Below are 24,006 nucleotides of genomic sequence, written 5' to 3' on the forward strand. Positions count from 1 at the left end.
TTCGAAATGGTTTCACACCATTGTCTCACGCTTAGTTGAAGTTGCCTGAATGCTTGCTGATTGCTGTGTTCATCTCCCGTTCATCCGATCGATTCCGACCATTGAAAGCGCCGGGCAAAACGGTTAGGAAAGCCCCATGACAATCGCGATTTATGCCGGATCATTCGATCCGATCACCAATGGCCATATCGATGTCCTGCACGGCTCGTTCCGGCTTGCCGACAAGGTATTCGTGGCGATCGGTATTCACCCCGGCAAAGCACCGCTGTTCTCATTCGAAGAGCGGGTCGACCTGATAAAGCGCGTCGCGGCCGATGTGTTCGGCAAAGACAGCAACCGTCTCGACGTGATTGCCTTCGATGGGCTCTTGATCGATGCGGCACGCAAGTATGGGGCATCACTCATGGTTCGTGGTCTGCGTGACGGCACAGATCTCGATTATGAGATGCAGATGGCGGGGATGAACGGCCAGATGGCCCCGGAATTGCAAACCGTGTTTCTCCCGGCGGACCCCTCGGTCCGCACCATTACTGCCACATTGGTTCGTCAGATTGCCGCTATGGGCGGTGACGTCCGGCATTTTGTTCCTGCTCTTGTCGCTGATGCGCTCGAGGCAAAATTCAAATCCTGATTTTTGGAGACTTTCATGTCCTTTATCCGCACAGCGCTCCTTGTTGCTGCCGTTTCGTCCCTGTCATTCGCAGCGCTGGCCCCGGCCCGGGCCGATGACGCGAACACCATGACCATCAAACTCAAGGATGGCGACGTCAAAGTCGAGCTGCTTCCCGATCTTGCGCCGAAACACGTCGAGCAGATCAAGGCGCTTGCCAAGGAGGGCGCCTATGACAATGTGGTGTTCCATCGGGTCATTCCAGGCTTTATGGCACAGACCGGCGACGTGCAATATGGCAACACGGAAAAGGGTTACAAGCCGCAGGCTGCCGGGACGGGTGGCTCGACGCGTCCGGATCTGCCTGCCGAGTTCTCGAAGGAGCCTTTCGTGCGCGGGGTTGTCGGTATGGCACGCGCGCAGAATCCCAATTCCGCCAATTCGCAGTTTTTTATCATGTTCACTGAATATCCCTCGCTGAACGGCCAGTATACGGTCGTCGGCAAGGTCACGAGCGGTATGGATATCGTCGACAAGATCAAGAAGGGTTCGGAGGCAGACAACGGTGCAGTCGAAAACCCCGACAAGATGATCAAGGTCACGGTTGGTTCAGCCAAATAATCACTAGCTTAGTTAAATCAGGAGATTGCCGAAAATGGCTTACAAAGACCCAGAAAACACCATCCTTCTTGAAACCACGAAGGGAAGTGTCGTTATCGAACTCTACCCGGATCTCGCGCCTGGACATGTCGACCGGATCAAGGAACTTGCACGCGAAGGTGCCTATGACGGCGTTGTGTTCCATCGCGTGATCGATGGATTCATGGCGCAGACCGGCGATGTCAAGTTCGGCAAGAAGGGCGGCACATCGTTCAATCCAGCCCGCGCCGGCATGGGCGGTTCGGAAAAGCCCGACCTCAAGGCCGAATTCTCCAATGCCAATCATGGCCGCGGCGCCTGTTCTATGGCGCGTTCGCAGAGCCCGAATTCGGCCAACTCGCAGTTCTTCATCTGCTTCGACGATGCAGGCTTCCTTAACCGCCAGTATACGGTGTGGGGCCAGGTTATCGAAGGCATGGACAATGTCGACAAGATCAAGCGCGGCGAGCCGGTGCAGGATCCGGATTCCATCGTTTCCATGCGCGTTGCAGCAGACGTCGAATAAGATCGTATTGATGCATTATGCGTGTTGATCTTTTCGATTTTGATCTGCCGGAAGAGAACATCGCATTGAGACCTGCAGAGCCGCGCGATTCAGCGCGGCTTTTGCTTGTGAAGGCGGATGCGTCCGGGTTCGAGGACAGTTGCGTCCGCAATCTTGGCGATTTCCTGCGGCCCGGGGATGCACTGGTATTCAATGATACCAAAGTGATACCAGCACAACTTGAAGGCTTTCGCGAACGTGAGGGCGTGAAGGCCCAGATCAGCGCGACTTTGCATATGCGTGCTGGTCCTGATCGCTGGAAAGCGTTTCTGCGACCGGCGAAGCGCATCAAGCAGGGTGAGCGTATCGATTTCGGCCACGGCAACAATGCGTGCCTGCTCGGAGCATTGCAAGCGACGGTCACTGAAAAGGGCGAGGCTGGCGAAGCGCTGCTGGTCTTCGATTTCAGCGGTGCAGATCTCGATCAGGCAATTGCCGCGGTGGGTCATATTCCGCTACCGCCGTACATCGCTTCCAAGCGTGCAGACGACAGCCGTGACCGGGAGGATTATCAAACGGTTTACGCAAGGGAAGAGGGCGCGGTCGCAGCGCCGACGGCCGGCCTGCATTTCACGCCTGGGCTGCTGGACGATCTGAAGAAGCGCGGGATAGAAGAGCATTTCGTGACGTTGCATGTGGGTGCAGGCACGTTTCTGCCGGTCAAGGCCGAAGACACAGCCAATCACAAGATGCACGCGGAAATCGGGACAGTGGATCAACGGACGGCCGAGGCACTGAACGCCGTGAAGGCGCGGGGCGGGCGTATTGTCAGCGTGGGCACGACATCCCTGCGGCTGCTCGAGAGCGCGACGGACGCAAATGGCGTGATCCAGCCGTGGTCCGGCCCGACGGACATTTTCATCACGCCGGGTTACAAGTTTCGCGCTGTTGATATGCTTATGACCAATTTTCATCTGCCGCGCTCGACACTGTTCATGCTGGTCTCGGCCTTCAGCGGGTTCGAACGCATGCATGCGGCCTATGAATATGCGATCAAAAATCACTACCGCTTCTATTCCTATGGCGATGCAAGCCTGTTATGGCGATCGGCATCATGAGCGAAAATTTTGAATTCAAGCTGATTGCCACCGATGGCATGGCGCGGCGCGGTGAAATCACCATGCCGCGTGGAACGGTACGGACGCCGGCGTTCATGCCTGTTGGAACCGGCGGCACCGTCAAGGCGATGTACATGGACCAGGTACGCGACCTGGGTGCCGACATAATCCTTGGCAATACCTACCATTTGATGCTGCGGCCGAGCGCCGAACGCGTTGCCAAACTTGGCGGACTGCACGAGTTCGCGCGCTGGGCAGGGCCGATCCTGACCGATTCCGGCGGATTTCAGGTCATGTCACTGGCGCAGTTGCGCAAGCTGACCGAAAAGGGTGTGACCTTCCGTTCGCATATCGATGGCAGGGCCTATGAGATGAGCCCAGAGCGCTCGATCGAGATCCAGGGATTGCTGGATTCAGATATTCAAATGCAGCTGGACGAGTGCGTCGCCCTGCCGTCGACGCCGAAAGACATTGAGCGGGCGATGGAACTGTCGCTCCGCTGGGCGGAGCGCTGCAAGGTGGCTTTCGGCAACCAGCCTGGCAAGGCGATGTTCGGTATCGTGCAGGGCGGCGACGTGGCCGATCTGCGTGTTCGCTCGGCGCAGGCACTGAAAGCCATGGATCTGAAGGGCTATGCCATTGGCGGGCTGGCGGTCGGCGAGCCGCAGGACGTCATGCTGGAAATGCTCGACATAACCTGCCCGGAGCTACCGGTTGAAAAGCCACGCTATCTCATGGGTGTCGGTACGCCGGATGATATTCTGAAATCGGTGGCACGCGGGATCGACATGTTCGACTGCGTGATGCCGACGCGGGCAGGGCGGCATGGCCTTGCCTTTACCCGGCGCGGCAAGGTCAATTTGCGCAATGCAAGGCATGCCGACGATCCGCGCCCGCTAGACGAGGAATCGCCGTGCCCTGCAGCACGCGACTACAGCCGCGCCTATCTGCACCATCTGGTCAAGTCCGGCGAAGCGCTTGGCGGTATGCTGCTGACATGGAACAATCTTTCCTACTACCAGCAATTGATGCAGGGTATTCGCGATGCAATCGAGGCTGGCCGGTACAGCACTTTTGCCGAGGAAACCCAAGCTGCGTGGGGCAGAGGCGACATACCCTTGTTAGCGTGATCAGACGGCTGCGACCGGCGTTTCTGACGCTTCGGCCGGCTCGAACAGGTTTTTCAATCGGTCGATCGCCGCGACCTGTTCGTCCCGGCTGAGCAAATTCATTTCGAAAAGTTTCAGGCTGCGCAAACCTTCGATCGTCAGAAAAACCATCATCACCAATGTCGGATCTTCAGCGTTTTCGCGCATCCGCTGCAGCAATTGCCTGTTATAGCGGCGAATTGGCTCAAGGAAGCCCGGGTCGTTAGCAATCGCCGCAAGAATGCCGGACGGTTCGGGTTCATTGCACAAAAATTCCGCGCGGTAGACGGCGATGCAAGCAAGCACAACACTGTTTGGGCCATGGTTTCTTGCTGCTTCTTCACGACGAAGTGATTCGTCGAATTCAGACACATGCTGCTCTACGAGCGCCTCAAGCAATTTGGCCTTGGTCGGAAACGTATAGAGCAATCCCCCTTTTGAAAGACCCGCTCGCCGCGCTACCGCATCCAATGAAAGGTGAACCGGGCCCACCTCCTTGGCGATTTCGGCCGCGGCTTGCAAAATCTTGTCTTTCGTGGAGAGAGTATCATTCGTCATTCTAACACTTTCGATCTATGAGAGGCGTGAAACCCGTATTGACATTACCGTCCAGACGGTACAGTACATGGCGCGTGGCAATCAAGCCCACCTGACGTTAATCTCATTTGACAGGCTGGCAGACCTCTTTGCTGGCCATTGTTTTGTTCCGGAGCAGTTCCCATGAAGCGGTTCATTCTACCCGTAATCGTTGTAATTCTCGTTGCGCTGCTCGGAGTCGGGTTGGTTGGTTTCAACTTGTTCCGGGACAAGGCGATCAAGGATTTCTTTGCCACCATGCAGCAGCCGGCGGCTCCTGTCTCGACATATACGGTCGAGCCCGGCGAGTGGACTCCCGAGGTTGAGGCGATCGGCACGGTGAGCGCCATTCAGGGCGTTGAGCTGTCGGTTGAGGTTGCCGGGATCGTCAAGGATATTCCGTTTACCGCCAATCAGACGATCCAGCAGGGTGCTCCACTTTTGCAACTCGATGACGCTATCGAGAAGGCTGACATCGTCGCCGCCAAGGCACAGGATGTACTGATGGACCAGACACTGGCACGCGCACGTACACTAAGTACCCGCGGCGTCGGCGCAGTGTCCAGTGTTGATGAGGCGCAGGCGGCGTCTCTGGCCAAGAAGGCCGAGATTGCCAAGTTGGAGGCCGTTATGGAGCAGAAGCTGCTGAAGGCGCCGTTCACGGGTACTGTCGGTATTCCTCGCATCGAACTCGGTCAGTATCTCGCGCCGGGCACGGTGGTGGTTACCCTGCAGGACCTTACCACGATGCGCGTTGATTTCACGGTTCCAGAGCAGGCGTTGAGCGAAATCAAGATCGGTCAGCCGATCAAGCTCGGTCTGACGGACAATGATATCAGCTTCAAAGGTGAGATCACGGCTATCGAACCAAGAATTGACCCGGCGACGCGGTTGATTTCCGTTCGCGCGAAAGTGGACAATCCGGAAGGAAAGCTACGTCCGGGTCAGTTCGCCCAGGTGCGTGTGACTCTCCCGAAGGAAGAGGACGTTTTCACCTTGCCGCAGACCGCTCTCGTTTCCAGCCTTTACGGCGACTACGTCTTCGTTGTCCGTCCTGCGCCGGACGAAGCCAAGCCAGCTGATGCTACGAAGCCGGCCGATGCCCAGTCATCGGGCGCGGCAAGCGCTGCAGATGCGGCAAAGCCGGCCGAAGGAGCCGATGAGAAGAAAGAGCCGAAGCTTGTCGCGACACAGGTTTTCGTCACGCCAGGCCGCCGTTCTGGCCTTGTGGTCGAAATTACCAAGGGCATCAAGCAGGGCGATATTGTCATAACCGCCGGTCAGAACCGTTTGAGCCCTGGTGCCGCCGTCAAGATCGCAAATGACGTGAATCCGGCCAACACCAAAGAAGCAGGACTGCCAACAAAATGAATTTCTCAGACATTTTCATTCGCCGTCCGGTCCTGTCGACGGTTGTCGCTCTGATGATTATTCTCCTCGGCGCTCAGGGGCTCGTGAACCTTTCGGTTCGCGAATATCCGAAGGTCGAAGAAACGGTCATCACCATCAAAACAGCCTATGCCGGCGCCAGTGCTGATCTGATGCAGGGATTCATCTCTGCTCCTATCGCCAAGGCCGTGACGACCACGGAAAACATCGACTATGTGACGTCGTCGTCAGCCCCATCGTCGAGCACGGTCACAGTGCAGATGAAGCTCGGCGCCAATCCGGATGCCGCGCTGACCGAAGTGATTTCCAAGGTCAACCAGGTGCGCGGCGACCTGCCCGAAGAAGCGGACGATCCTGTCATCACCAAGGGTACAGGGCAAGACTTCGCGACCATGTATCTGGCCGTGCAGAACCCGAACATGACGAGCGAGCAGATCACCGAGTATCTGGAACGCGTGATCCAGCCGCGCATGTCGACGATTCAAGGCGTCGCGGACGCGCAGATTCTGGGTGGCCAGGTCTTCTCCATGCGCGTGTGGATCGATCCGATCAAGCTGGCGGCGCGCAAAACGACGGCGTCGGAGGTCTTGACCGCCATCAACCAGTCGAACTTCCTGTCGGCGCCGGGCAAGGTGGAAAACCTTTATAACGCGTCGCCGATTACGTTGAAGACGACGTTGCAAACCCCGGAGGCGTTCGGCGCCATGCCGATCAAGTCCGATGGTGACAATATCGTTCGCTTGCGCGATGTAGCGCGTGTTGAACTTGGAGCTGTTAGCAAGGATACGATCGTTACGTTCAATGGGTCGAGCGGCACATTCCTTGGTATCTTTCCAACCCCTGCTGCCAACCCGATCGACATGACGGCCGCCGTTCGCAAGGAATTGCCATCGATCCAGGCAACCCTTCCCGAAGGCATGTCCATCGTCATGCTTTACGACGCGACGGAACAGATCAGTTCGTCAATCGATGAAGTGTTCAAGACCATCATTGAAGCCGTCCTCATTGTCGTCGCCGTGATCTTGCTCTTCCTCGGGTCTTTCCGCTCGGTCATCATTCCGGTGGTCACCATCCCGATTTCCTTGGTTGGTGTGTGTTTCTTTCTCTTTCTGCTCGGTTATTCGATCAATCTGCTTTCGCTTCTGGCTATGGTTCTGGCCATTGGTCTCGTCGTGGACGATGCCATCGTGGTTCTGGAGAATATCCATCGCCATATCGAGGAAGGACTGAGACCGCTCGACGCCGCGCTGAAAGGCATGAAGGAAATTACCGGTCCGATCGTCGCCATGACCATTACGCTGGCAGCTGTGTTCGCACCGCTCGGCTTTACGGGTGGATTGACCGGTGCCCTGTTCCGTGAGTTCGCTTTCACTCTTGCGGGCGCCGTTATCATTTCCGGTGTGGCAGCGTTGACTGTCTCGCCAATGATGTGTGCGTTGTTGTTGCGTGCGGGTGGCCACAGCCGGTTCCAGCAGATTGTTGACCGCAGTTTTGGCTGGCTCGAGGGTGCCTATGAACGGCGCGTCGCCGGTTCGCTCAATTTCCGCGCCGTGACCTTGTTTACCGTTATAGCGCTTGTCGCGCTGACCGGATTCCTGTTCACCAAGACGTCGTCCGAGCTTGCGCCGGAGGAAGATTCCGGCGCATTGTTCGCCGTCGTCAATGCGCCGCAATATGCGACGTCGGACTATACCAAGCTCTACGCCGACCAGATCGATGCGTTGACCAAGGATTTGCCCGAGCTGAAAGCCCGGTTCAATATTCTCGGCCTGGGCACGACCAACTCGGCATTCGCGATCTGGGTGTTCAAGGATTGGACGCAGCGCGACAAATCGCAAAAGCAGTTGCAGCAGGAGCTGCAGGGCATGATCAGCCCGATGGCCGGTGCTGAAGCCTTTATCTTCGCCCCGCCCACTTTGCCGGGCACCGGCGGCGGCCTGCCGATTTCCGTGGTCATCCAGTCCACCGGTCCTGCCGACAAGGTGTTCGAGGTCGCCGAGGAGATCAAAAACAAGGCGCAGGCCTCGGGTCAGTTCATCATCGTCCAGAACTCGCTGTCCTTCAATGCTCCGCAAGTTACGGTAACCATCGATCGTGACAGGGCTTCCGCATTGGGTGTACCGGTCAGCGATATAGGACAGACGCTCGGCCTGCTTGTTGGCGGCGGCAAGATCTCGAAGTTCGACCGTGACTCCAATAGCTACGACATCATCCCGCAGGTGCCGCAGGATTATCGTTCGAATCCGGAAAAACTCGGCCAGTATTTCGTCAAGAGTGCATCCGGCGACATGGTGCCGTTGTCGGCTGTCATCAAGGTTACCGAAAACGCATCGCCTGCAGCAATAGAACAGTTCAATCAGTTGAACTCGGCAACGATCTCTGCATTGCCATTGCCTGGTGTTACGACCGGACAGGGGCTGCAGACGGTTATCGACACAGCCACCCCTTTGATGCCCGACGGTTTCTTCATGGACTACTCCGGTCAGTCACGTCTGGAGATCGAGCAGGGGAGCACGATCCTCATTGCTTTCCTGCTGGCCGTGGTCGTCATCTATCTGGTGCTTGCAGCTCAGTTCGAGAGCTTCCGCGATCCATTCATCATCATGATGTCGGTTCCGCTGTCGATCTTCGGCGCGATTGTGCCGCTCAATCTCGGATTGGGTACGCTGAATATCTACACCCAGGTGGGGCTGATCACGCTCGTCGGACTGATCACCAAGCATGGTATTCTGATGGTGGAGTTCGCCAACCAGCAGCGTGATTTGCATGGTATTTCCCGGCATGATGCCATTATTCTTGCTGCGAAGACCCGCCTGCGTCCGATCTTGATGACCACAGCGGCCATGGCGCTCGGCGTCATTCCGCTGATCACGGCGACGGGTGCGGGTGCGGCAGCCCGCTATTCGATCGGGCTGGTGATCTTCTCCGGCATTCTGGTCGGCACGATTTTTACGCTCTTCGTCGTTCCGATGTTCTACACCTTCATCTCGAAGAAGGATGCGAAGACCGAAACGACTCCAGCGCCAGATGCGGGTATTGCTCCAGAGCCCAGTCATCCCTGAGGCAGGCGGTAGTCAAGAAGAAAGCCTCCGAGCCCTAGCGGCCCGGAGGCTTTGTTTTAATTTGGAATTTTTGAGAAATCAGGCGCGTTTAACGGCGCGAAGTATAACGAGGAGGATAACCGCCCCGATCGTTGCGGCGATGATGGCGCCGAGAATGCCGCCGCCGAGCGAGATACCGAGCGCCGGGAAAAGATAACCCGCCAGGAAGGCACCTATCACGCCAACGATCAAATCTCCGACGAGGCCAAAGCCGCCGCCGCGGACGAGTTGGCTCGCAAGCCAGCCCGCAATCAAGCCCACCAAAAGGAAAACAAGAAGACCTTCTGCACCCATAATGAAATCTCCATAAACCGGTTTCGCCCGCGCACAGCCCCAAAAATCAGTCGATCCCTGGAAAAGACGATGCACCATTCATCGCGTTACTGCGTCCCATGCGCGTCGAATGGAACGCAGGGCGTAGTAAGATGCTTCGCCGGCCGTGGATTCCTCAGTCCATGTTTGGCAGGAGAATCACCTTGGCAATTTTACGACGGTAAACAGAATTTGGATAACGAAACTTGTAATCAAATAAATGCGTGGTTGGGGAGCCACAATACAAGAAACTATACCGGCAATGGTTTCCCACGACCGGCATAGTTTCCCGCACAACGAATTTCCGGACTATCGAGGATTACTGCGTGACAGCTGGCTTCTTTACAGCGGTCTTGGCGGCGGTTCCATGCACCTTCTTCATATGATGCTTATGCGCAACCTTTTTAACTGTCGTGGTGGGGGCGGTCGTCGTTGCAGCAGGAGCGGCGCTCGCAATGGAGCTGAGAACCGGAGCCGATACAGCGAGAGCAACGGCGAGGCCGAGAGCTGTGTAGAGGGACTTTTTCATGGGTCAGTTTCCTTTTGATGCGGGCTTTGGGGACGCAGTCGATCAATCGGTGACCGGCTGCACACCAAGCAGCTTCAATGACTGTGCGTACGCTCTTATGCCCTGTGCCTGCTTGTTGCTTGCGCAGAATCTGGCCGCCTGTCTTTGAAGTGCTTTCGCCTTGGCCGCCCGTTTTGCCTCGGCGTGTTCGGTGATTGCGTGTTGAGCCTGTATTTGAAGTTTTCCGCAAAGTTCGATGCGGGTCGGCGTCTCGTCGGCAGCGGACTGTTCGATCGATGCGGTGAGGATCATCACACCGGTCAGGAGGGGAGCCGCAATGGTTGCGATGTTTCGAAGAAGGGCCATTTTTGAGCTACGAAGTAATCCCGTTTCAATCAGTCATGCCAAGTTCGACACGCTCTTTATCCGGCATGACTGTTGCCTCGGTTTTTCTGCATTGTTGAGTTTTGTTTCTGGATTGTTTCCGGACCAACGATCCCAAAAAATTGCGTGGCTTTTCGAATGGGATCGTGCGTAAAAACAAGGAGTTGGATTGCGCCCAAAGGCAAAGCGCAAAGCCGTCGCCACCGGGAAATGAGCATGAAATCCGAAGCGCATATTCTGATTGTCGATGACGACGAGGCCATTCGTGATCTCCTGCATGAGTTCTTGAAGAAGCGTGGCATGCGCGTCTCGGTTGCAAGGGACAGTGAGGAAATGCAGGACGTCCTTGCGCGCACACCGATCGATCTTCTGATTTTGGACGTTATGCTTCCGGGCAAGAGCGGCATGGAAATCTGCCGGGAGATCAGGATGCATTCGCGCATCCCTATCATCATGTTGACCGCCATTACGGAAACAACCGACCGGGTCGTCGGGTTGGAAATGGGTGCGGATGATTATGTCTCCAAGCCGTTTGACCCCAGGGAATTGCTCGCGCGGGTGAGGGCGGTGCTGCGCCGCCTGGATACGTCGGCGCCGGACCGGAGAATGGAACCTCAGATTCACAAATTCGCCGGTTGGACCATGGATTGCGCGCGGCGAAGACTTGTCTCGCCCGATGCCGTGCGCGTGGAACTCACGACAGCCGAATTCAACCTGCTAGAAGCATTGGTGAAGAGCTCGCAACGGATGCTGAGCCGCGATCAATTGCAGGAGCTGGCGGGAAGCAGCGCCGCCTATGGTTATGATCGCAGCGTCGATATTCTCATCAGCCGCCTCCGCCGGAAGATGGAGGATGATTCGCGCTCGCCGAAACTTATTCTCACAATCCGCAGCGGCGGTTATCAATTCGTTCCGGAAGTCACCTCGGAATGAAACGCTTCCTGCCTCAATCATTGCCGAGCTGGATCCTGCTCATTCTGATTGCCGGACTTCTGACCACACAAGTCGCCACGCTTTCGATCGTTTCGCGTGACAGGACTGAAAGCAACGACGTGCTTGAGCTTTTCCGGTTGAGCGAGCGTGCCTATACCTTGGTCAAGGTCCTCTACGCGGCGCCGGGGCCTGAAAGAAAGCAGCTCGCTGCCGCGTTGTCCAATAGCGCCAATCCGCTCTCGATGTCCGATCAACCAGCGGTGACTTCGGTCATCGCCGCTGATGACAGCCTTGCGGAGCTTGAGGACGTTCTGGTCGCGCGGCTGCAGGAGTTCGGCGTGACAGATGCCCGGATCCGCCGTGTTTCGGCCAGAGTCCCCACCAACACTGCACCCGGCCCCGGCGCGCCTGATCCTGACGCCGGTTTGATCGAACGGCAACTATCCGCTTTGGCGGAAGACTTCAGCCAAAGCGACGGGCTCGCTGCGTCAATCAAGTTCAAGGATGGTCAATGGCTGAACTTTGTCACACCGATTGCACCTGTGAACCCGATATTCACTGCGCAGACGCTGCCACTGTTCATCTCCGTGGCCGCCATTGTCATTGCCATGTCAATCTGGGCGATGCGCCGGCTGACGGCCCCGTACACCGCGCTCGAGCAAGCGGTCAAACGCATCGGTGAAGACGTCAAGTCGCCGCCTCTGCCTGAATTTGGCAGCAGTGAATACAAATCGGCGGCAAGGGCGGTGAATGCCATGCAGGCACAATTGAAGGAATATGTAGCCGACCGCGAGCAGCTGGCGGCGGCACTCGCTCATGATCTGCGAACGCCGCTAACGCGCATCCGCCTGCGTCTCGAGCTTTTGCGCAAATCCCCTCTGCGCCAATCGCTGACGCACGACCTGAACGATATCGAAGCCATTTCACGATCGGTTATCGATTTCGCAACTTATGAGATCGTCGACGAGGAACAGGAGAAGATCGATTTCTGGTCGCTCGTCGACTCGGTCACTGACAACTATCCGCAGGTTTCGTTCGACAAGCCAGCGCGCGCCTCACGCCGGCTGATTTGCATGGGTAGACCGATCGCTCTGCGGCGCTGCGTCACCAATCTGGTGGACAATGCGGTGACCTATGGCGGGAAGGCACATATCAGCCTGGCACCAAGTGGAGGCGACATCCTGCTGACAATCCATGATGAGGGCCCTGGCATCCCGCAGGCAAAGCTGGACGAGGTGTTTCAGCCGTTCCGGCGGGTCGAAAGCTCCCGCAACCGGCAAACGGGTGGCTTCGGCCTTGGTCTGACGATCGCGCGCAATATTGCACGCCGTTGCGGAGGGGATATCAAACTGGAGAATGATGTGAAGGGCGGCCTGAGGGCTGAACTGCGAATTCCTCGCATTGCCTGAATAAAAAGCTAAACGGCGAGCGTTGCGGCCAAACGGAGGCGAGTCGAGATTGGTCCGGGGGCCTGGTGGGCAACTACTCAGGTTAGCGACAGAAGCGTAATGGCTTGATTTGTTTTGTATTGTGGTGAGCGCGCAGGGATTCGAACCCTGGACCTACTGATTAAAAGTCAGTTGCTCTACCGGCTGAGCTACGCGCTCCCAAGGAAGCCAGTTCGCTGGCCTCGGGAAGTGCGGCGGAACATAGGTGCGACTTGCCAATCGGTCAACAGCTATTGTGCATAGTTTTCGCAACAAAAAGCGTTGTTTTTGCTCGTTTCGCTAATTTTCGTTCGAAGGCGGCAATAAACATGCGGTCATACCAACCGGGGAGCGCCGGGATAAGGCCGAACTGGCGAAAAGGTGATTGGAATTCCCGAGGGATTCGGCTTAATCCGGCCCACAAGACGAAAATGCCAATGAAGGAGCGCGGATGGCGCTTGATGTTTCCTATCTGACCGCAGCTGGCGCCGGGGCCCTGTCGTTTCTTTCACCTTGCGTGCTGCCGCTGGTTCCGCCCTATCTCTGCTACATGGCTGGCGTGACTGTCGAGGATTTTCGTTCCGATCAGACCGCAGCGCGAATCTCACCGGTGCGGCAGGCACTTCTGCTGTCATCGCTGGGCTTTGTTCTGGGTTTTTCCACGGTTTTTGTGCTGCTCGGTGCAGGCGCTTCAACGATCGGCGGATTCCTGCGGATGTGGCAGCAGGAAATCGGCATAGCGGCCGGCATCGTTATCATTTTGATGGGGCTCAATTTTCTCGGCGTATTCCGGCTGGCATTTCTATCGCGCGAGGCGAGGTTTCAAACGCAAGGGGCGCCCGCCAATCCGTTTGCCGCCTATGTGATGGGGCTCGCCTTTGCATTTGGGTGGACACCGTGCATCGGCCCGGTGCTGGGTCCCATATTGGCGCTGGCCGGCGCGCGCGACACGGTGGCCGATGGTGCTTTGCTGCTTGCCGTCTATTCGCTGGGTCTTGGCATCCCATTCATTATTGCCGCGCTGTTTTCGGGCATGTTCATGCGATTCCTCGCCAGATTCCGCACGCATCTCGGCAAAGTGGAAAAGGTAATGGGCGGACTGCTGGTGCTGACAGGTATTCTGTTCCTGACAGGCGGCTTGCAGACATTCTCGTTCTGGCTCCTCGAAACATTTCCCATCCTCGGTCAACTCGGCTAAACAGACGGAAGTTTCCATGTTGGAAACCAATGGCGTGTCATGGTCCGGCACGATATTTTAGTCAAAACTGATCTGGAAGTCCGACATGACATCACGTTCCTGCCTCACGGTTATTCTCGCTGCCGGTGAAGGTACGCGCATGAAATCCTCCCTGCCAAAGGTACTCCATACCATTGCCGGCCTGCCGATTGTCGCCCACGTGGCCAAGGCTGTGCATGGCGCGGGTGGTAGCGATATCGCCCTTGTGGTTGGCAACGGTGCCGATCAGGTCGAGGCTGCAGTGCGATCGGTGACCGCCAATGTAACGGTGCACGAGCAGGCCGAGCGGCTGGGAACTGCCCATGCCGTGCTTGCAGCACGCGAAGCCATCATGCGCGGTTACGACGACATTCTGGTGGTCTTTGGTGACACGCCGCTGGTTGAAACGGCCGCTCTCGAACAGGCGAGGACCAAGCTCGCCGCCGGTGCAGATATTGTCGTCATGGGTTTCCGGCCGACAGTGCCGAATGGTTATGGCCGCCTCATAGAACAGGATGGTCGTCTGGTTGCGATCCGCGAGGAGAAAGACGCGAGCGAGGCGGAGAGGAAGATCGGCCTTTGCAATGGCGGGCTGATGGCGCTGCGTGGCGATGGTGCGCTTGAGCTGCTGGAGAAGATCACCAACAACAACGCCAAAGGCGAATATTACCTCACCGACGTTGTCGAGATTGCCAACGCAGCGGGAAAGTCGGTCGTCGCTATCGAGATTTCACCGGACAATGTGATCGGCATCAACACGCGCGTCGAACTTGCCGAAGCCGAGGCAATCTGGCAGACGCGCAAGCGCCGTGACATGATGCTGGCCGGCGTTACCATGCGGGCGCCGGAAACGGTGTTCTTCGCGCACGATACGCTTATTGAAGCCGACGTAATACTTGAGCCCAACATCATCTTTGGACCAAAAGTCTCGATAGCGAGCGGCGCGGTGATCCATGCCTTTTCCTATTTCGAAGGCGCGAAGATCGGACCTGACGCCAATGTCGGCCCTTTCGCCCGGCTGCGGCCGGGTGCGGATCTTGCAGCAAAGTCCAAGGTTGGCAATTTCGTTGAGGTGAAGAATGCAAAGGTCGGTGTCGGTGCCAAGGTCAACCACCTGACCTATATCGGCGACGCAGTTGTGGGCGCTTCGGCAAACATCGGCGCCGGCGCGATCACTTGCAATTATGATGGCTATAACAAGCACCTGACCGAGATCGGGGCCAATGTTTTCATCGGTTCCAATTCGTCGCTGGTGGCGCCCGTTTCCATCGGCGATAATGCGTATATCGCCTCGGGCAGCGTGATAACGGCAAACGTTCCAGCGGAAGCTCTGGCCTTTGGCAGGGCACGGCAGGAGGTCAAAGAGGGGCGGGCTACACAATTGCGGGCACGCTATGCGGCGCAAAAGTTAGCCAAGAAGGCTGAATAGGCACGCCTTTTGTTCGAATAGAATTCTGAGATGATAAGTGTTTCACTGCAAACTTGATTCTGACGCTGGCTAGAGCCGAGAAATTCTGGGGTATTGGAGTAATTCATGTGTGGGATCGTAGGTATTATCGGGCGTGAGCAGGTTGCGCCGTTGCTTGTGGATGCGCTGAAGCGGCTTGAATACCGCGGCTACGATTCTGCCGGGGTCGCCACGCTCGAAGGGGGCGTGCTGGATCGCCGCCGGGCCGAAGGCAAGCTGATCAATCTCGACAGATTGCTGAAAGAGAATCCACTCGGCGGCACAATTGGTCTTGGCCACACCCGCTGGGCGACCCATGGTGCGCCGACAGTGCGCAATGCGCATCCGCACACGACGCCGCGCCTGGCCGTCATCCACAACGGCATCATCGAGAATTTTGCCGAACTGCGTGCCATGCTTGAAAAGGATGGCTATGTCTTCGAAACCGAGACCGACACGGAGACCGTAGCGCACTTGGTTACGCGCGCCCTCGATCGCGGGCTTGATCCGGTTGAGGCGGTTCGACAGACGCTGCCGCAATTGCGCGGAGCTTTTGCCATTGCGATCATGTTCAAGGGTGAGGACGACCTGCTGATCGCCGCCCGCAATGGGCCGCCACTAGCGGTCGGCTACGGCGATGGGGAGATGTATCTCGGCTCCGACGCAATCGCGCTTGCCCCGTTTACGGACAATCTTTCGTATCTGGAAGATGGTGATTGGGCCGTGCTCACCCGCAGCGGCGTTGTAATCTATGATGAGACCGGCGCAACCGTCGATCGCCCTGTGCAAAAATCGGCCGGTACCGCATTTTTGGTCAGCAAGGGCAACCACCGGCATTTCATGGAAAAGGAAATCCATGAACAGCCGGAAGTCATTTCCCACACACTGGCGAACTATCTCGACTTTTCCAAAGGCAGGATTCGGCCCGGCAGTGCACCCGTCGATTTCGCCAAGATCGACCGGATTGCGGCTTCCGCCTGTGGAACGGCCTATTATGCCGGGCTGGTTGGCAAATACTGGTTCGAACGGATTGCACGGCTGCCGGTCGATATCGATGTCGCGTCCGAATTCCGATACCGCGAAATGCCACTTTCGAAAGACAGCCTTGCCCTGTTCGTCTCGCAGTCCGGCGAGACGGCGGACACCTTGGCATCGCTGCGTTATTGCAAACAGCAGGGGCTGACCATCGGTACGATCGTCAACGTCAGGGAATCGACGATGGCGCGCGAGTCCCACACGGTATTTCCAACCCTTGCAGGTCCGGAAGTCGGCGTGGCCTCGACCAAAGCCTTCACGTGTCAATTGTCCGTGCTGGCATCATTAGCCGTCGCGGCCGGCAAGATGCGCGGTACGATCAACGAGGACGAGGAGCGCCAGCTCGTGCGTGAACTCTCCGAAATACCACGCTACGCCAATCAGGCTCTGCGGTTGGAGCCGCAGATCGAGGCCATTAGCCGCGATCTGAGCCAGGTCAAACATGTGCTGTATCTCGGCCGTGGCACGAGTTACCCACTTGCGCTCGAAGGCGCATTGAAGCTCAAGGAAATCTCGTACATCCACGCCGAAGGTTATGCGGCGGGCGAGTTGAAACATGGACCGATTGCGCTGATCGATGAATCCATGCCGGTCATTGTCATCGCTCCCTATGATCACTGGTTCGAGAAAACCGTTTCGAACATGCAGGAAGTCGCTGCGCGTGGTGGCAAGATCATTCTCATTACCGATGAGAAGGGCGCGGCCGCAAGCACGCTGAATACGATGCACACGATCGTCCTGCCGGATACGCCCGAGATCATCGCGCCGATCATTTACGCGCTGCCGATCCAGATGCTGGCCTATTACACAGCCGTATTCATGGGGACGGATGTGGACCAGCCGCGCAACCTGGCAAAATCGGTGACTGTGGAATAGAGCAATTCCAGGAAAAGTGCGTACCGGTTTTCCGACCGGAATTGCGCAACGTCATCCGGCGCGCAAAAGTCTGACCGCCTCATCGCGTTCGAAGAGATAGAGCAGGATGCGCAGGGCTTCGCCGCGCGCACTCTGCAACTCGGGGTCGCGTGTCAGAATATAGCGCGCATCCTTGCGCGCGATTTCCAGGAATTCCTGGTGCGCCTCGATGCTGGCAAGGCGGAAACCGGGCGTGCCAGACTGGCGCGTACCCAGGAGCTCACCTTCGCCGCGCAGTTTCAGATCTTCTTCGGCAATGCGGAATCCATCTTCGGTTTCTCGCATGATTTTAAGCCGCGCCTGCGCCACCTCACCGAGCGGTCCCTTGTAGATGAGAAGACAGGTTGAAGGCTTGTCGCCACGGCCCACGCGGCCGCGCAACTGGTGCAGTTGGGCGAGGCCGAAGCGTTCGGCGTGTTCGATGACGATGATCGTCGCATCCCGCACATCGACCCCAACCTCGATGACTGTTGTTGCCACGAGCAAGCGTGTATCGCCGCTCTTGAAGGCGAGCATCGCCGCGTCTTTTTCCGGACCTGTCATGCGGCCGTGCACAAGACCGATCCTGTCGCCGAGCAATGGCCTGAGCGATTCAAAGCGTTCTTCGGCGGAAACGAGATCGACCAGCTCGGATTCCTCGACGAGGGGGCAGATCCAGTAGATCTTCTGTCCTTCGGCGATAGCCGTCCGCATACGGTCAACCAATTCGCTCAAGCGCTCCATCGGCATTATGGCCGTGGTGATCGGTCTGCGCCCCGCGGGCTTTTCGGTGAGTTTCGAAACATCCATATCGCCGAATGCGGTCAGCACCAGCGTGCGCGGAATCGGTGTCGCCGTCATCACCAGCATGTCGGGCGCCGTACCCTTGGACGTCAGAAGCAAGCGCTGATGTACCCCAAAACGGTGCTGCTCATCGACGATGACCAGAACCAGATCATGGTAAGCGACCTTTTCCTGGAACAGGGCGTGCGTGCCGACAATGATATGAACAGAACCGGAGCGCAGGCCCTCCAGTATCTCTTCGCGCTCGCGACCCTTTTCGCGGCCCGTGAGCAATGCGACGCGCAATCCGGCCTTCGCCGCCAAGGGCGCGATGGTGGCATAATGTTGGCGCGCCAGGACTTCCGTTGGCACCATCAGCGCCGACTGGCCTCCGGCCTCTGCGGCGTGGGCCATGGCCAGCAACCCGACAACGGTTTTCCCGGAACCCACATCGCCCTGCAACAACCGCAGCATGCGTTCCGGCTGGCGCAGGTCGGCGATGATTTCCTTGATCGCCTGGCTTTGGCTACTGGTCAGAGTGTAGGGCAGTGCCGCAATGACCTTGGCCTTGAGATGGCCATCGCCCTCGAGTTTCCGGCCCGAAAGCCGTTTTGTTTTCTGCCGGACGAGTGCCAGTGCCAGTTGACCGGCAAGAAACTCGTCATAAGCGAGCCGCTGGCGTGCTGGATGATCCAAGGCGATGTCGCCCGGATCTTGTGGATTGTGCAGCGTATGAAGTGCTTGGCGGTGAGACGGCAGGCCATATTTATCGAGGACCGGTGGATCGATCCATTCCGGCATATCGGGTGCCTTGGCCAACGCCTCCTGAACACCTCGTGCCAGCACCTTCGGCGATAGCCCGGCGGTCAGGGGATAGACCGGCTCGACCAAGGGAAGCGTCGCCGCATCGCCGATGCTGGCGATATGGTCAGGATGGACCATGGTCGGGCGGCCATTGAACCATTCCATCGTGCCGGAAACGATGACAGTTTCCCCCACCGGCATGACCTTTTCGAGCCACGCCTGCTTGGCGTGAAAGAAGGTAAGGCCGATCTCGCCAGTATCATCATGGGCGAAGACGCGGTAGGGAACATTGCTGCGTCCGCCCGGAGACGGCAGGTGGCGGTCGATTCGCACTTCCAGCGTAACAATCGCGCCTTCCGGGGCATGGGCGATCCCTGGGCGATTACGCCGGTCGATCACGCTATGGGGCGGGAGGTATACAAGATTGCCGACGCGCGGTTCGGTTCCTGGAGGCTGCGTGCCAAGCAGCGTCGCGAGCATGCCCGAAACTTTCGGTCCTATGCCGGAAAGCGAACGAACAGACGCAAATAGGGGATCAAGCAGTGACGGGCGCATGCGTAACGTTTAACGGCTTCGATGTGCGTTGCAAGGCTGACAGACGCGACAAGGCAGGCTATACCGACCGGCGCCCACCACAAAAAACGATCCAAAGGCAAAAACGGAGCTTGTTCATGACCGGAAGCAGTCGTACCACCGCCGATTTGCAGCCAAGGCAACGCCGTATCCTGTTCCGCTGCTGGCATCGCGGCATGCGTGAGATGGATCTGATTCTAGGACAGTTTGCCGATGCCCATATCGATACCTTGTCCGACGAGGAACTTGACCAATATGAAGCACTGATGGAAGCGCTTGACCGGGACCTTCTGAAATGGGTTACCGGCGAGGCCGACGTTCCCGCCGAATTCGACACGCCGATCTTTCACAAGGTCGTTGCATCCCGCAACAACATCAGCTTTTGAGTCACGCCGAGGCGTGACCGGGAAATTCTGAAATCGCATGACTGCCTTTACCAAACTCGGATTGAAACCTGACATCAATGGCCATGTGGTCATCGATGGTGTTGTTGATGGCTATGAAGGCTTTGCGCTGGCGAAGGTGGTGGCCGAGACGGGGGCAGGTGGCCCTGTGCTGTTCATCGTTCGGGATGGCCAGCGCGTCGCGGACCTCGAGCAGGTATTGAATTTCGTCCAGCCTGATCTGCCTGTACTGCAGTTGCCCGCGTGGGACTGCCTTCCCTATGATCGCGTATCACCCGGCGCGGACACGTCGGCGCGCCGTCTGGCGGCGCTGGCCGGCCTTGCTTCGTTGCGCGATCACAAGCACCCAGGTGTCATTCTGTCAACCGCCAACGCGGTGTTGCAGAAGCTGCCGCCGCGTAAAGTCCTGGCCGAACAGCTGTTCATGGCTAAGCCCGGCAATAGAATTGACATGAATTCGCTTGTGCAACGCCTTGAAAACAATGGATTTGAGCGTGTTCCGACAGTGCGCGACGTTGGTGAATATGCAGTGCGCGGGGGGATTCTCGACCTGTTTGCACCTGGTGCGGACGAGCCGCTGCGCCTGGACTTCTTTGGCGATACGCTGGAAACAATCCGCACTTTCGATCCTGCATCGCAGCGCACGTCGAGCCAAAAGACCGAATTCTCCATGCAGCCGATGAGTGAAATTACGCTGTCACCGGAGATTATCAGCCGCTTCCGTTCACAATATGTGCAGAAATTCGGGGCACCTTCGCGTGATGACGCGCTCTACCAGTCGATCTCGGAGGGCCGCCGTTTTGCCGGTATGGAACATTGGCTGCCGCTTTTCTATGAGAACCTGGAGACAGTGTTCGACCATGCGGGCAACATGCCTGTCGTCTTCGACCATCTGGCGCATGAAGCCATGGCAGAACGTCACAAGATGGTGCTGGACCACTACGAAGCACGCAGGCGGCAGTCCGACGGAAAGGAACCCGGTGATGCGATTCCGTACAAGCCCGTCGAGCCGGGTTCGCTTTACCTGACGCCGGCGCAGGTAGAAGCTGGCGCTGTTGCATCGGGAATGCGGATTGATTTCACACCGTTCGATGCGCCGTTTGTGACAGGGCGGGCAACGATCCACGCCGGTGCGCATCGCGGGCGCACATTTGTTGAAGAGCGGACGGCGAAGGATACCAATGTTTTCGACAGCGTGGTCAAGCATATTGCCGACGAGCGCGCTGCGGGCAAGAAGGTACTGCTGGCGGCGTGGAGCGAGGGCACGCGCGACCGCCTGGTGCAGGTTCTGAACGAACACGGTCTGGAAAAGATCGAACTCGTCGATGATCTGCGGACTGTAAAGGCACTTGCTCGCGACAAGATCACGGCGGGCATCCTTTCGCTGGAGACCGGCTTCGACGCGGGCGAATTGGTCGTTGTTGCGGAACAGGACATTCTCGGCGATCGGCTGATCCGTCATTCCAAGCGGCGGAAACGCGACCGTGACTTCATCAGCGAAGTGGCGGCGCTCAATGCCGGCGACATTGTCGTGCACGTGGATCACGGCATAGGCCGATTTATCGGTCTGAGGACGATCACTGCTGCCGGCGCGCCGCATGATTGTCTTGAATTGCATTACGCAGGCGATGACAGGTTGTTCCTGCCGGTTGAAAATATCGAGCTGTTGTCAAGGTTTGGCACCGAAACTTCAACTGCTGTCTTAGACAAACTCGGTGGTGGGGCGTGGCAGGCGCGCAAGGCAAAGCTGAAAAAGCGCTTGCTCGACATTGCAGGCCATCTTATCCGCATTGCCGCCGAACGGCAGATGCGCGGCGCACCGATCCTCCTGCCGCCGGACGGGCTCTATGGCGAATTCGCTGCCCGGTTCCCTTATGACGAGACGGAAGATCAGGACCGCGCAATCGTTGCCGTGATCGACGATCTGTCGCTGGGCAAGCCCATGGACCGGCTCATTTGCGGCGATGTCGGCTTCGGCAAGACGGAGGTCGCATTGCGTGCGGCATTCGTGGCGGCACTGAACGGAGTGCAGGTTGCCGTCGTGGTGCCGACGACGCTGTTGTCCCGCCAGCATTTCAAGACATTTTCATCCCGTTTCCAGGGGCTGCCGGTCAATGTGGCACAGGCCTCGCGCCTCGTTGGTTCGAAGGAACTTGCCGAGAACAAGAAAGGCATCGCCGAAGGTCAGGTCGACATCGCGGTCGGCACGCATGCATTGCTCGGGCAAGGCATCAAATTCAAGAATCTCGGCCTCTTGATTATCGACGAGGAACAGCATTTCGGCGTCAAGCACAAGGAACGGCTGAAGGAACTGAAATCGGACGTGCACGTCCTGACACTCTCGGCGACGCCGATACCACGGACCCTTCAGCTTGCCTTGACCGGTGTGCGCGAACTGTCGTTGATCACCACTCCGCCCGTCGACCGCATGGCCGTGCGCACCTTTGTCTCTCCGTTCGATCCGCTTGTCATTCGCGAAACACTGCTTCGCGAGCGCTATCGTGGCGGACAGAGCTTCTATGTCTGCCCACGTATTTCAGACCTGAGCGATATCAAAGAGTTCCTGGACGCGCAGGTGCCGGAACTAAAGGTGGCAATTGCTCACGGCCAGATGGCTCCTGGCGAGCTCGATGACATCATGAATGCCTTCTATGACGGGCAGTATGATGTGCTCCTGTCGACCACCATCGTGGAATCCGGCCTCGACATTCCGACCGCCAACACGCTGATCATCCATCGTGCCGACATGTTCGGCCTGTCGCAGCTCTATCAGCTGCGCGGACGCGTTGGCCGGTCGAAACAGCGCGCCTATGCGCTGTTCACGCTGCCAGCCAACAAGCTGCTGACGCAGACCGCGGAACGCCGGCTCAAGGTATTGCAATCACTCGATACGCTCGGAGCCGGTTTCCAGCTTGCAAGCCATGACATGGATATTCGCGGCGCAGGCAATCTGCTTGGGGAAGAGCAGTCGGGTCACATCCGAGAGGTTGGATTCGAACTCTACCAGCAGATGCTGGAAGAGGCTGTTGCCGAGATCAAGGGCACAGGTGAAGTCGAGGACGGACATTGGTCCCCGCAAATTTCGATCGGCACCGCCGTCATGATTCCCGAGACCTATGTTCCGGATCTGCAATTGCGCCTCGGCCTCTATCGCCGCCTTGCCGATCTGGAGGAATTGCAGGAGATCGACGGCTTTGGCGCCGAAATGATCGACCGCTTCGGTCCGCTGCCGGAGGAAGTCCAGCACCTCCTCAAGATCGTCTATATCAAGGCGCTGTGCCGCCGCGCCAATGTGGAGAAACTCGATGCGGGGCCGAAAGGCGTCGTTATCCAGTTCCGCAACAAGACATTCAATAATCCTGCCGCACTGGTCAAAATGATCGGCGAACAGGGTGCCATGGCCAAGATCCGGCCCGATCAAAGCATCGTGCTGGTACGCGACTGGCCAACGGCTGAAAAGCGGCTCAATGGTGCGGCGGTCGTCATGACGCAATTTGCCAAGCTTGCCGAGGCCTCATAGCTCAGGCGGGGCGGGGCTCAAAACCATCTGCTGTCTGGCGGATGGCATCGGCCAGTGCATCTGCTGATTGCGCGCCCATCACCGCGTATTTCTGGTCGAGAATGAAGCAGGGAACGCCACGTACGCCGATCTGATTGGCGGTGTCTATTTCCTGCTGAACGCCCACCGTATCCGCGTCCGTCGGCAGCAGGCTGGCCACAATCGCAACGTCCATGCCAGCTTCTCCGGCGGCCTCAAGCAGCACCTGCTGGTCGCCGATGTTCTTTCCCTGTTCGAAATAATAGGAGAAAAGAATGCCGACGACCTTGTCCTGAACGTTGGGCTTGGCTTGTGACGCCCAGCGGATAAGGCGGTGTGCATCCAACGTATTCGGGCTGATTTCGATGGCTTCGAAGTCAAATTCGATGCCTGCTTCCTTGCCGAGTTCGATCAATTGCTGATGGATCTCGAAAATCCGGTCGGAACTGCCGAACTTCTCCTGCATGTAGCGATTGCGGTCCTTGCCCTGGCGCGGAATCGTCGGGTCGAGCTGGAACGGCCGCCAGTTCACGGTCACGTCGAGATCCGGATTAAGCGCCAGAGCGCTTTCAAGCCGTTTGCGGCCAAGAAAACACCATGGGCAAACGACATCCGACACCACGTCGATCATAAATTTCTTGTCAGTCATGATTTCAACTCAA

General features: G+C 57.6%; 20 protein-coding genes and 1 tRNA gene. 14 read left to right on the forward strand and 7 right to left on the reverse strand.

Annotated elements, in window-relative coordinates; translation table 11 throughout:
• Positions 1–136 precede the first annotated feature (136 nt).
• From coaD to tgt, 5 genes are read left to right on the forward strand one after another with little or no spacing between them, the layout of a single operon-like run.
• On the forward strand, positions 137–631 hold the full coding sequence (gene coaD / locus CU103_RS07535; RefSeq protein ID WP_106663246.1) for a pantetheine-phosphate adenylyltransferase: 495 nt from the start codon (positions 137–139) through the stop codon (positions 629–631).
• 15 nt (positions 632–646) lie between these two features.
• Entirely contained in the window at positions 647–1,231 is a 585-nt protein-coding gene (locus CU103_RS07540; protein WP_106663247.1) for a peptidylprolyl isomerase, read from the forward strand.
• Between the two features lie 34 nt (positions 1,232–1,265).
• A complete protein-coding gene (locus CU103_RS07545) occupies positions 1,266–1,775 on the forward strand; it encodes a peptidylprolyl isomerase (protein ID WP_106663248.1) in 510 nt (169 codons plus the stop codon).
• A gap of 17 nt (positions 1,776–1,792) precedes the next feature.
• Positions 1,793–2,872 carry a tRNA preQ1(34) S-adenosylmethionine ribosyltransferase-isomerase QueA gene (queA, locus tag CU103_RS07550; protein ID WP_106663249.1) on the forward strand — a complete coding sequence of 360 codons (1,080 nt, stop codon included), beginning with the start codon at positions 1,793–1,795 and terminating at the stop codon, positions 2,870–2,872.
• A complete protein-coding gene (gene tgt, locus CU103_RS07555) occupies positions 2,869–4,002 on the forward strand; it encodes a tRNA guanosine(34) transglycosylase Tgt (RefSeq protein WP_106663357.1) in 1,134 nt (377 codons plus the stop codon). Before queA ends, tgt begins: the two co-directional genes overlap by 4 nt.
• On the opposite strand, the gene CU103_RS07560 is transcribed toward tgt, so the two are convergent.
• Entirely contained in the window at positions 4,003–4,578 is a 576-nt protein-coding gene (locus tag CU103_RS07560) for a TetR/AcrR family transcriptional regulator (protein WP_106663250.1), read from the reverse strand.
• A 162-nt stretch (positions 4,579–4,740) separates the two neighbouring features.
• On the opposite strand from CU103_RS07560, the gene CU103_RS07565 reads away from it, so the two are divergent.
• Entirely contained in the window at positions 4,741–5,967 is a 1,227-nt protein-coding gene (locus tag CU103_RS07565) for an efflux RND transporter periplasmic adaptor subunit (RefSeq protein ID WP_106663251.1), read from the forward strand.
• Entirely contained in the window at positions 5,964–9,047 is a 3,084-nt protein-coding gene (locus CU103_RS07570) for an efflux RND transporter permease subunit (protein ID WP_106663252.1), read from the forward strand. Before CU103_RS07565 ends, CU103_RS07570 begins: the two co-directional genes overlap by 4 nt.
• A 78-nt stretch (positions 9,048–9,125) precedes the next feature.
• On the opposite strand, the gene CU103_RS07575 is transcribed toward CU103_RS07570, so the two are convergent.
• The 3 genes from CU103_RS07575 to CU103_RS07585 all read right to left on the reverse strand — a co-directional run bounded on the left by CU103_RS07575 (position 9,126) and on the right by CU103_RS07585 (position 10,272).
• Entirely contained in the window at positions 9,126–9,380 is a 255-nt protein-coding gene (locus tag CU103_RS07575) for a GlsB/YeaQ/YmgE family stress response membrane protein (RefSeq protein WP_106663253.1), read from the reverse strand.
• A 337-nt stretch (positions 9,381–9,717) separates the two neighbouring features.
• Positions 9,718–9,927 carry a hypothetical protein gene (locus tag CU103_RS07580; RefSeq protein ID WP_106663254.1) on the reverse strand — a complete coding sequence of 70 codons (210 nt, stop codon included), beginning with the start codon at positions 9,925–9,927 and terminating at the stop codon, positions 9,718–9,720.
• 42 nt (positions 9,928–9,969) lie between these two features.
• Positions 9,970–10,272 (reverse strand): hypothetical protein, encoded by a 303-nt coding sequence (locus CU103_RS07585; RefSeq protein WP_245448643.1) that lies wholly within the window; start codon positions 10,270–10,272, stop codon positions 9,970–9,972.
• Between the two features lie 234 nt (positions 10,273–10,506).
• Between CU103_RS07585 and CU103_RS07590 the strand changes: the two genes are divergently transcribed.
• Together CU103_RS07590 and CU103_RS07595 are read left to right on the forward strand one after the other, a co-directional pair.
• On the forward strand, positions 10,507–11,223 hold the full coding sequence (locus CU103_RS07590; protein ID WP_106663255.1) for a response regulator: 717 nt from the start codon (positions 10,507–10,509) through the stop codon (positions 11,221–11,223).
• The gene (locus CU103_RS07595; RefSeq protein ID WP_106663256.1) at positions 11,220–12,632 is read left to right on the forward strand and encodes an ATP-binding protein; all 1,413 of its coding nucleotides are present in this window, start codon (positions 11,220–11,222) and stop codon (positions 12,630–12,632) included. Before CU103_RS07590 ends, CU103_RS07595 begins: the two co-directional genes overlap by 4 nt.
• A gap of 122 nt (positions 12,633–12,754) precedes the next feature.
• Here the strand turns inward: CU103_RS07595 and CU103_RS07600 are convergent.
• Positions 12,755–12,830 (reverse strand) — tRNA-Lys (locus CU103_RS07600).
• A gap of 271 nt (positions 12,831–13,101) precedes the next feature.
• Here CU103_RS07600 and CU103_RS07605 point away from each other — a divergent pair.
• From CU103_RS07605 to glmS, 3 genes are all read left to right on the forward strand, one after another.
• Complete coding sequence (locus CU103_RS07605) at positions 13,102–13,848, forward strand: cytochrome c biogenesis CcdA family protein (RefSeq protein ID WP_106663257.1); 747 nt, start codon at positions 13,102–13,104, stop codon at positions 13,846–13,848.
• Between the two features lie 85 nt (positions 13,849–13,933).
• Complete coding sequence (gene glmU, locus CU103_RS07610) at positions 13,934–15,295, forward strand: bifunctional UDP-N-acetylglucosamine diphosphorylase/glucosamine-1-phosphate N-acetyltransferase GlmU (RefSeq protein ID WP_106663258.1); 1,362 nt, start codon at positions 13,934–13,936, stop codon at positions 15,293–15,295.
• A gap of 105 nt (positions 15,296–15,400) precedes the next feature.
• Entirely contained in the window at positions 15,401–17,224 is a 1,824-nt protein-coding gene (gene glmS / locus CU103_RS07615) for a glutamine--fructose-6-phosphate transaminase (isomerizing) (RefSeq protein WP_106663259.1), read from the forward strand.
• Between the two features lie 51 nt (positions 17,225–17,275).
• Here the strand turns inward: glmS and recG are convergent, their stop codons facing one another.
• Positions 17,276–19,384 carry an ATP-dependent DNA helicase RecG gene (gene recG / locus CU103_RS07620; protein ID WP_106663260.1) on the reverse strand — a complete coding sequence of 703 codons (2,109 nt, stop codon included), beginning with the start codon at positions 19,382–19,384 and terminating at the stop codon, positions 17,276–17,278.
• Between the two features lie 116 nt (positions 19,385–19,500).
• Here recG and CU103_RS07625 point away from each other — a divergent pair, with 116 nt between their 5' ends.
• Positions 19,501–19,788, forward strand: a complete 288-nt coding sequence (locus tag CU103_RS07625; protein WP_106663261.1) for an FAD assembly factor SdhE — start codon at positions 19,501–19,503, stop codon at positions 19,786–19,788.
• A gap of 37 nt (positions 19,789–19,825) precedes the next feature.
• The gene (gene mfd, locus CU103_RS07630) at positions 19,826–23,326 is read left to right on the forward strand and encodes a transcription-repair coupling factor (protein WP_106663262.1); all 3,501 of its coding nucleotides are present in this window, start codon (positions 19,826–19,828) and stop codon (positions 23,324–23,326) included.
• A gap of 1 nt (position 23,327) precedes the next feature.
• Here mfd and CU103_RS07635 read toward each other — a convergent pair whose 3' ends face one another.
• The gene (locus CU103_RS07635) at positions 23,328–23,993 is read right to left on the reverse strand and encodes a DsbA family oxidoreductase (protein WP_106663263.1); all 666 of its coding nucleotides are present in this window, start codon (positions 23,991–23,993) and stop codon (positions 23,328–23,330) included.
• Positions 23,994–24,006 lie beyond the last annotated feature (13 nt).

The organism is Phyllobacterium sophorae, assembly GCF_003010965.1.
Taxonomy (GTDB): domain Bacteria; phylum Pseudomonadota; class Alphaproteobacteria; order Rhizobiales; family Rhizobiaceae; genus Phyllobacterium; species Phyllobacterium sophorae.

Excerpts from the sequence above, each read along its gene's own strand:
- coaD (WP_106663246.1), top strand. The coding sequence starts at position 137 with ATGACAATCGCGATTTATGCCGGATCATTCGATCCGATCACCAATGGC.
- CU103_RS07540 (WP_106663247.1), top strand. The coding sequence starts at position 647 with ATGTCCTTTATCCGCACAGCGCTCCTTGTTGCTGCCGTTTCGTCCCTG.
- CU103_RS07545 (WP_106663248.1), top strand. The coding sequence starts at position 1,266 with ATGGCTTACAAAGACCCAGAAAACACCATCCTTCTTGAAACCACGAAG.
- queA (WP_106663249.1), top strand. The coding sequence starts at position 1,793 with ATGCGTGTTGATCTTTTCGATTTTGATCTGCCGGAAGAGAACATCGCA.
- tgt (WP_106663357.1), top strand. The coding sequence starts at position 2,869 with ATGAGCGAAAATTTTGAATTCAAGCTGATTGCCACCGATGGCATGGCG.
- CU103_RS07560 (WP_106663250.1), bottom strand. The coding sequence starts at position 4,578 with ATGACGAATGATACTCTCTCCACGAAAGACAAGATTTTGCAAGCCGCG.
- CU103_RS07565 (WP_106663251.1), top strand. The coding sequence starts at position 4,741 with ATGAAGCGGTTCATTCTACCCGTAATCGTTGTAATTCTCGTTGCGCTG.
- CU103_RS07570 (WP_106663252.1), top strand. The coding sequence starts at position 5,964 with ATGAATTTCTCAGACATTTTCATTCGCCGTCCGGTCCTGTCGACGGTT.
- CU103_RS07575 (WP_106663253.1), bottom strand. The coding sequence starts at position 9,380 with ATGGGTGCAGAAGGTCTTCTTGTTTTCCTTTTGGTGGGCTTGATTGCG.
- CU103_RS07580 (WP_106663254.1), bottom strand. The coding sequence starts at position 9,927 with ATGAAAAAGTCCCTCTACACAGCTCTCGGCCTCGCCGTTGCTCTCGCT.
- CU103_RS07585 (WP_245448643.1), bottom strand. The coding sequence starts at position 10,272 with ATGGCCCTTCTTCGAAACATCGCAACCATTGCGGCTCCCCTCCTGACC.
- CU103_RS07590 (WP_106663255.1), top strand. The coding sequence starts at position 10,507 with ATGAAATCCGAAGCGCATATTCTGATTGTCGATGACGACGAGGCCATT.
- CU103_RS07595 (WP_106663256.1), top strand. The coding sequence starts at position 11,220 with ATGAAACGCTTCCTGCCTCAATCATTGCCGAGCTGGATCCTGCTCATT.
- CU103_RS07605 (WP_106663257.1), top strand. The coding sequence starts at position 13,102 with ATGGCGCTTGATGTTTCCTATCTGACCGCAGCTGGCGCCGGGGCCCTG.
- glmU (WP_106663258.1), top strand. The coding sequence starts at position 13,934 with ATGACATCACGTTCCTGCCTCACGGTTATTCTCGCTGCCGGTGAAGGT.
- glmS (WP_106663259.1), top strand. The coding sequence starts at position 15,401 with ATGTGTGGGATCGTAGGTATTATCGGGCGTGAGCAGGTTGCGCCGTTG.
- recG (WP_106663260.1), bottom strand. The coding sequence starts at position 19,384 with ATGCGCCCGTCACTGCTTGATCCCCTATTTGCGTCTGTTCGTTCGCTT.
- CU103_RS07625 (WP_106663261.1), top strand. The coding sequence starts at position 19,501 with ATGACCGGAAGCAGTCGTACCACCGCCGATTTGCAGCCAAGGCAACGC.
- mfd (WP_106663262.1), top strand. The coding sequence starts at position 19,826 with ATGACTGCCTTTACCAAACTCGGATTGAAACCTGACATCAATGGCCAT.
- CU103_RS07635 (WP_106663263.1), bottom strand. The coding sequence starts at position 23,993 with ATGACTGACAAGAAATTTATGATCGACGTGGTGTCGGATGTCGTTTGC.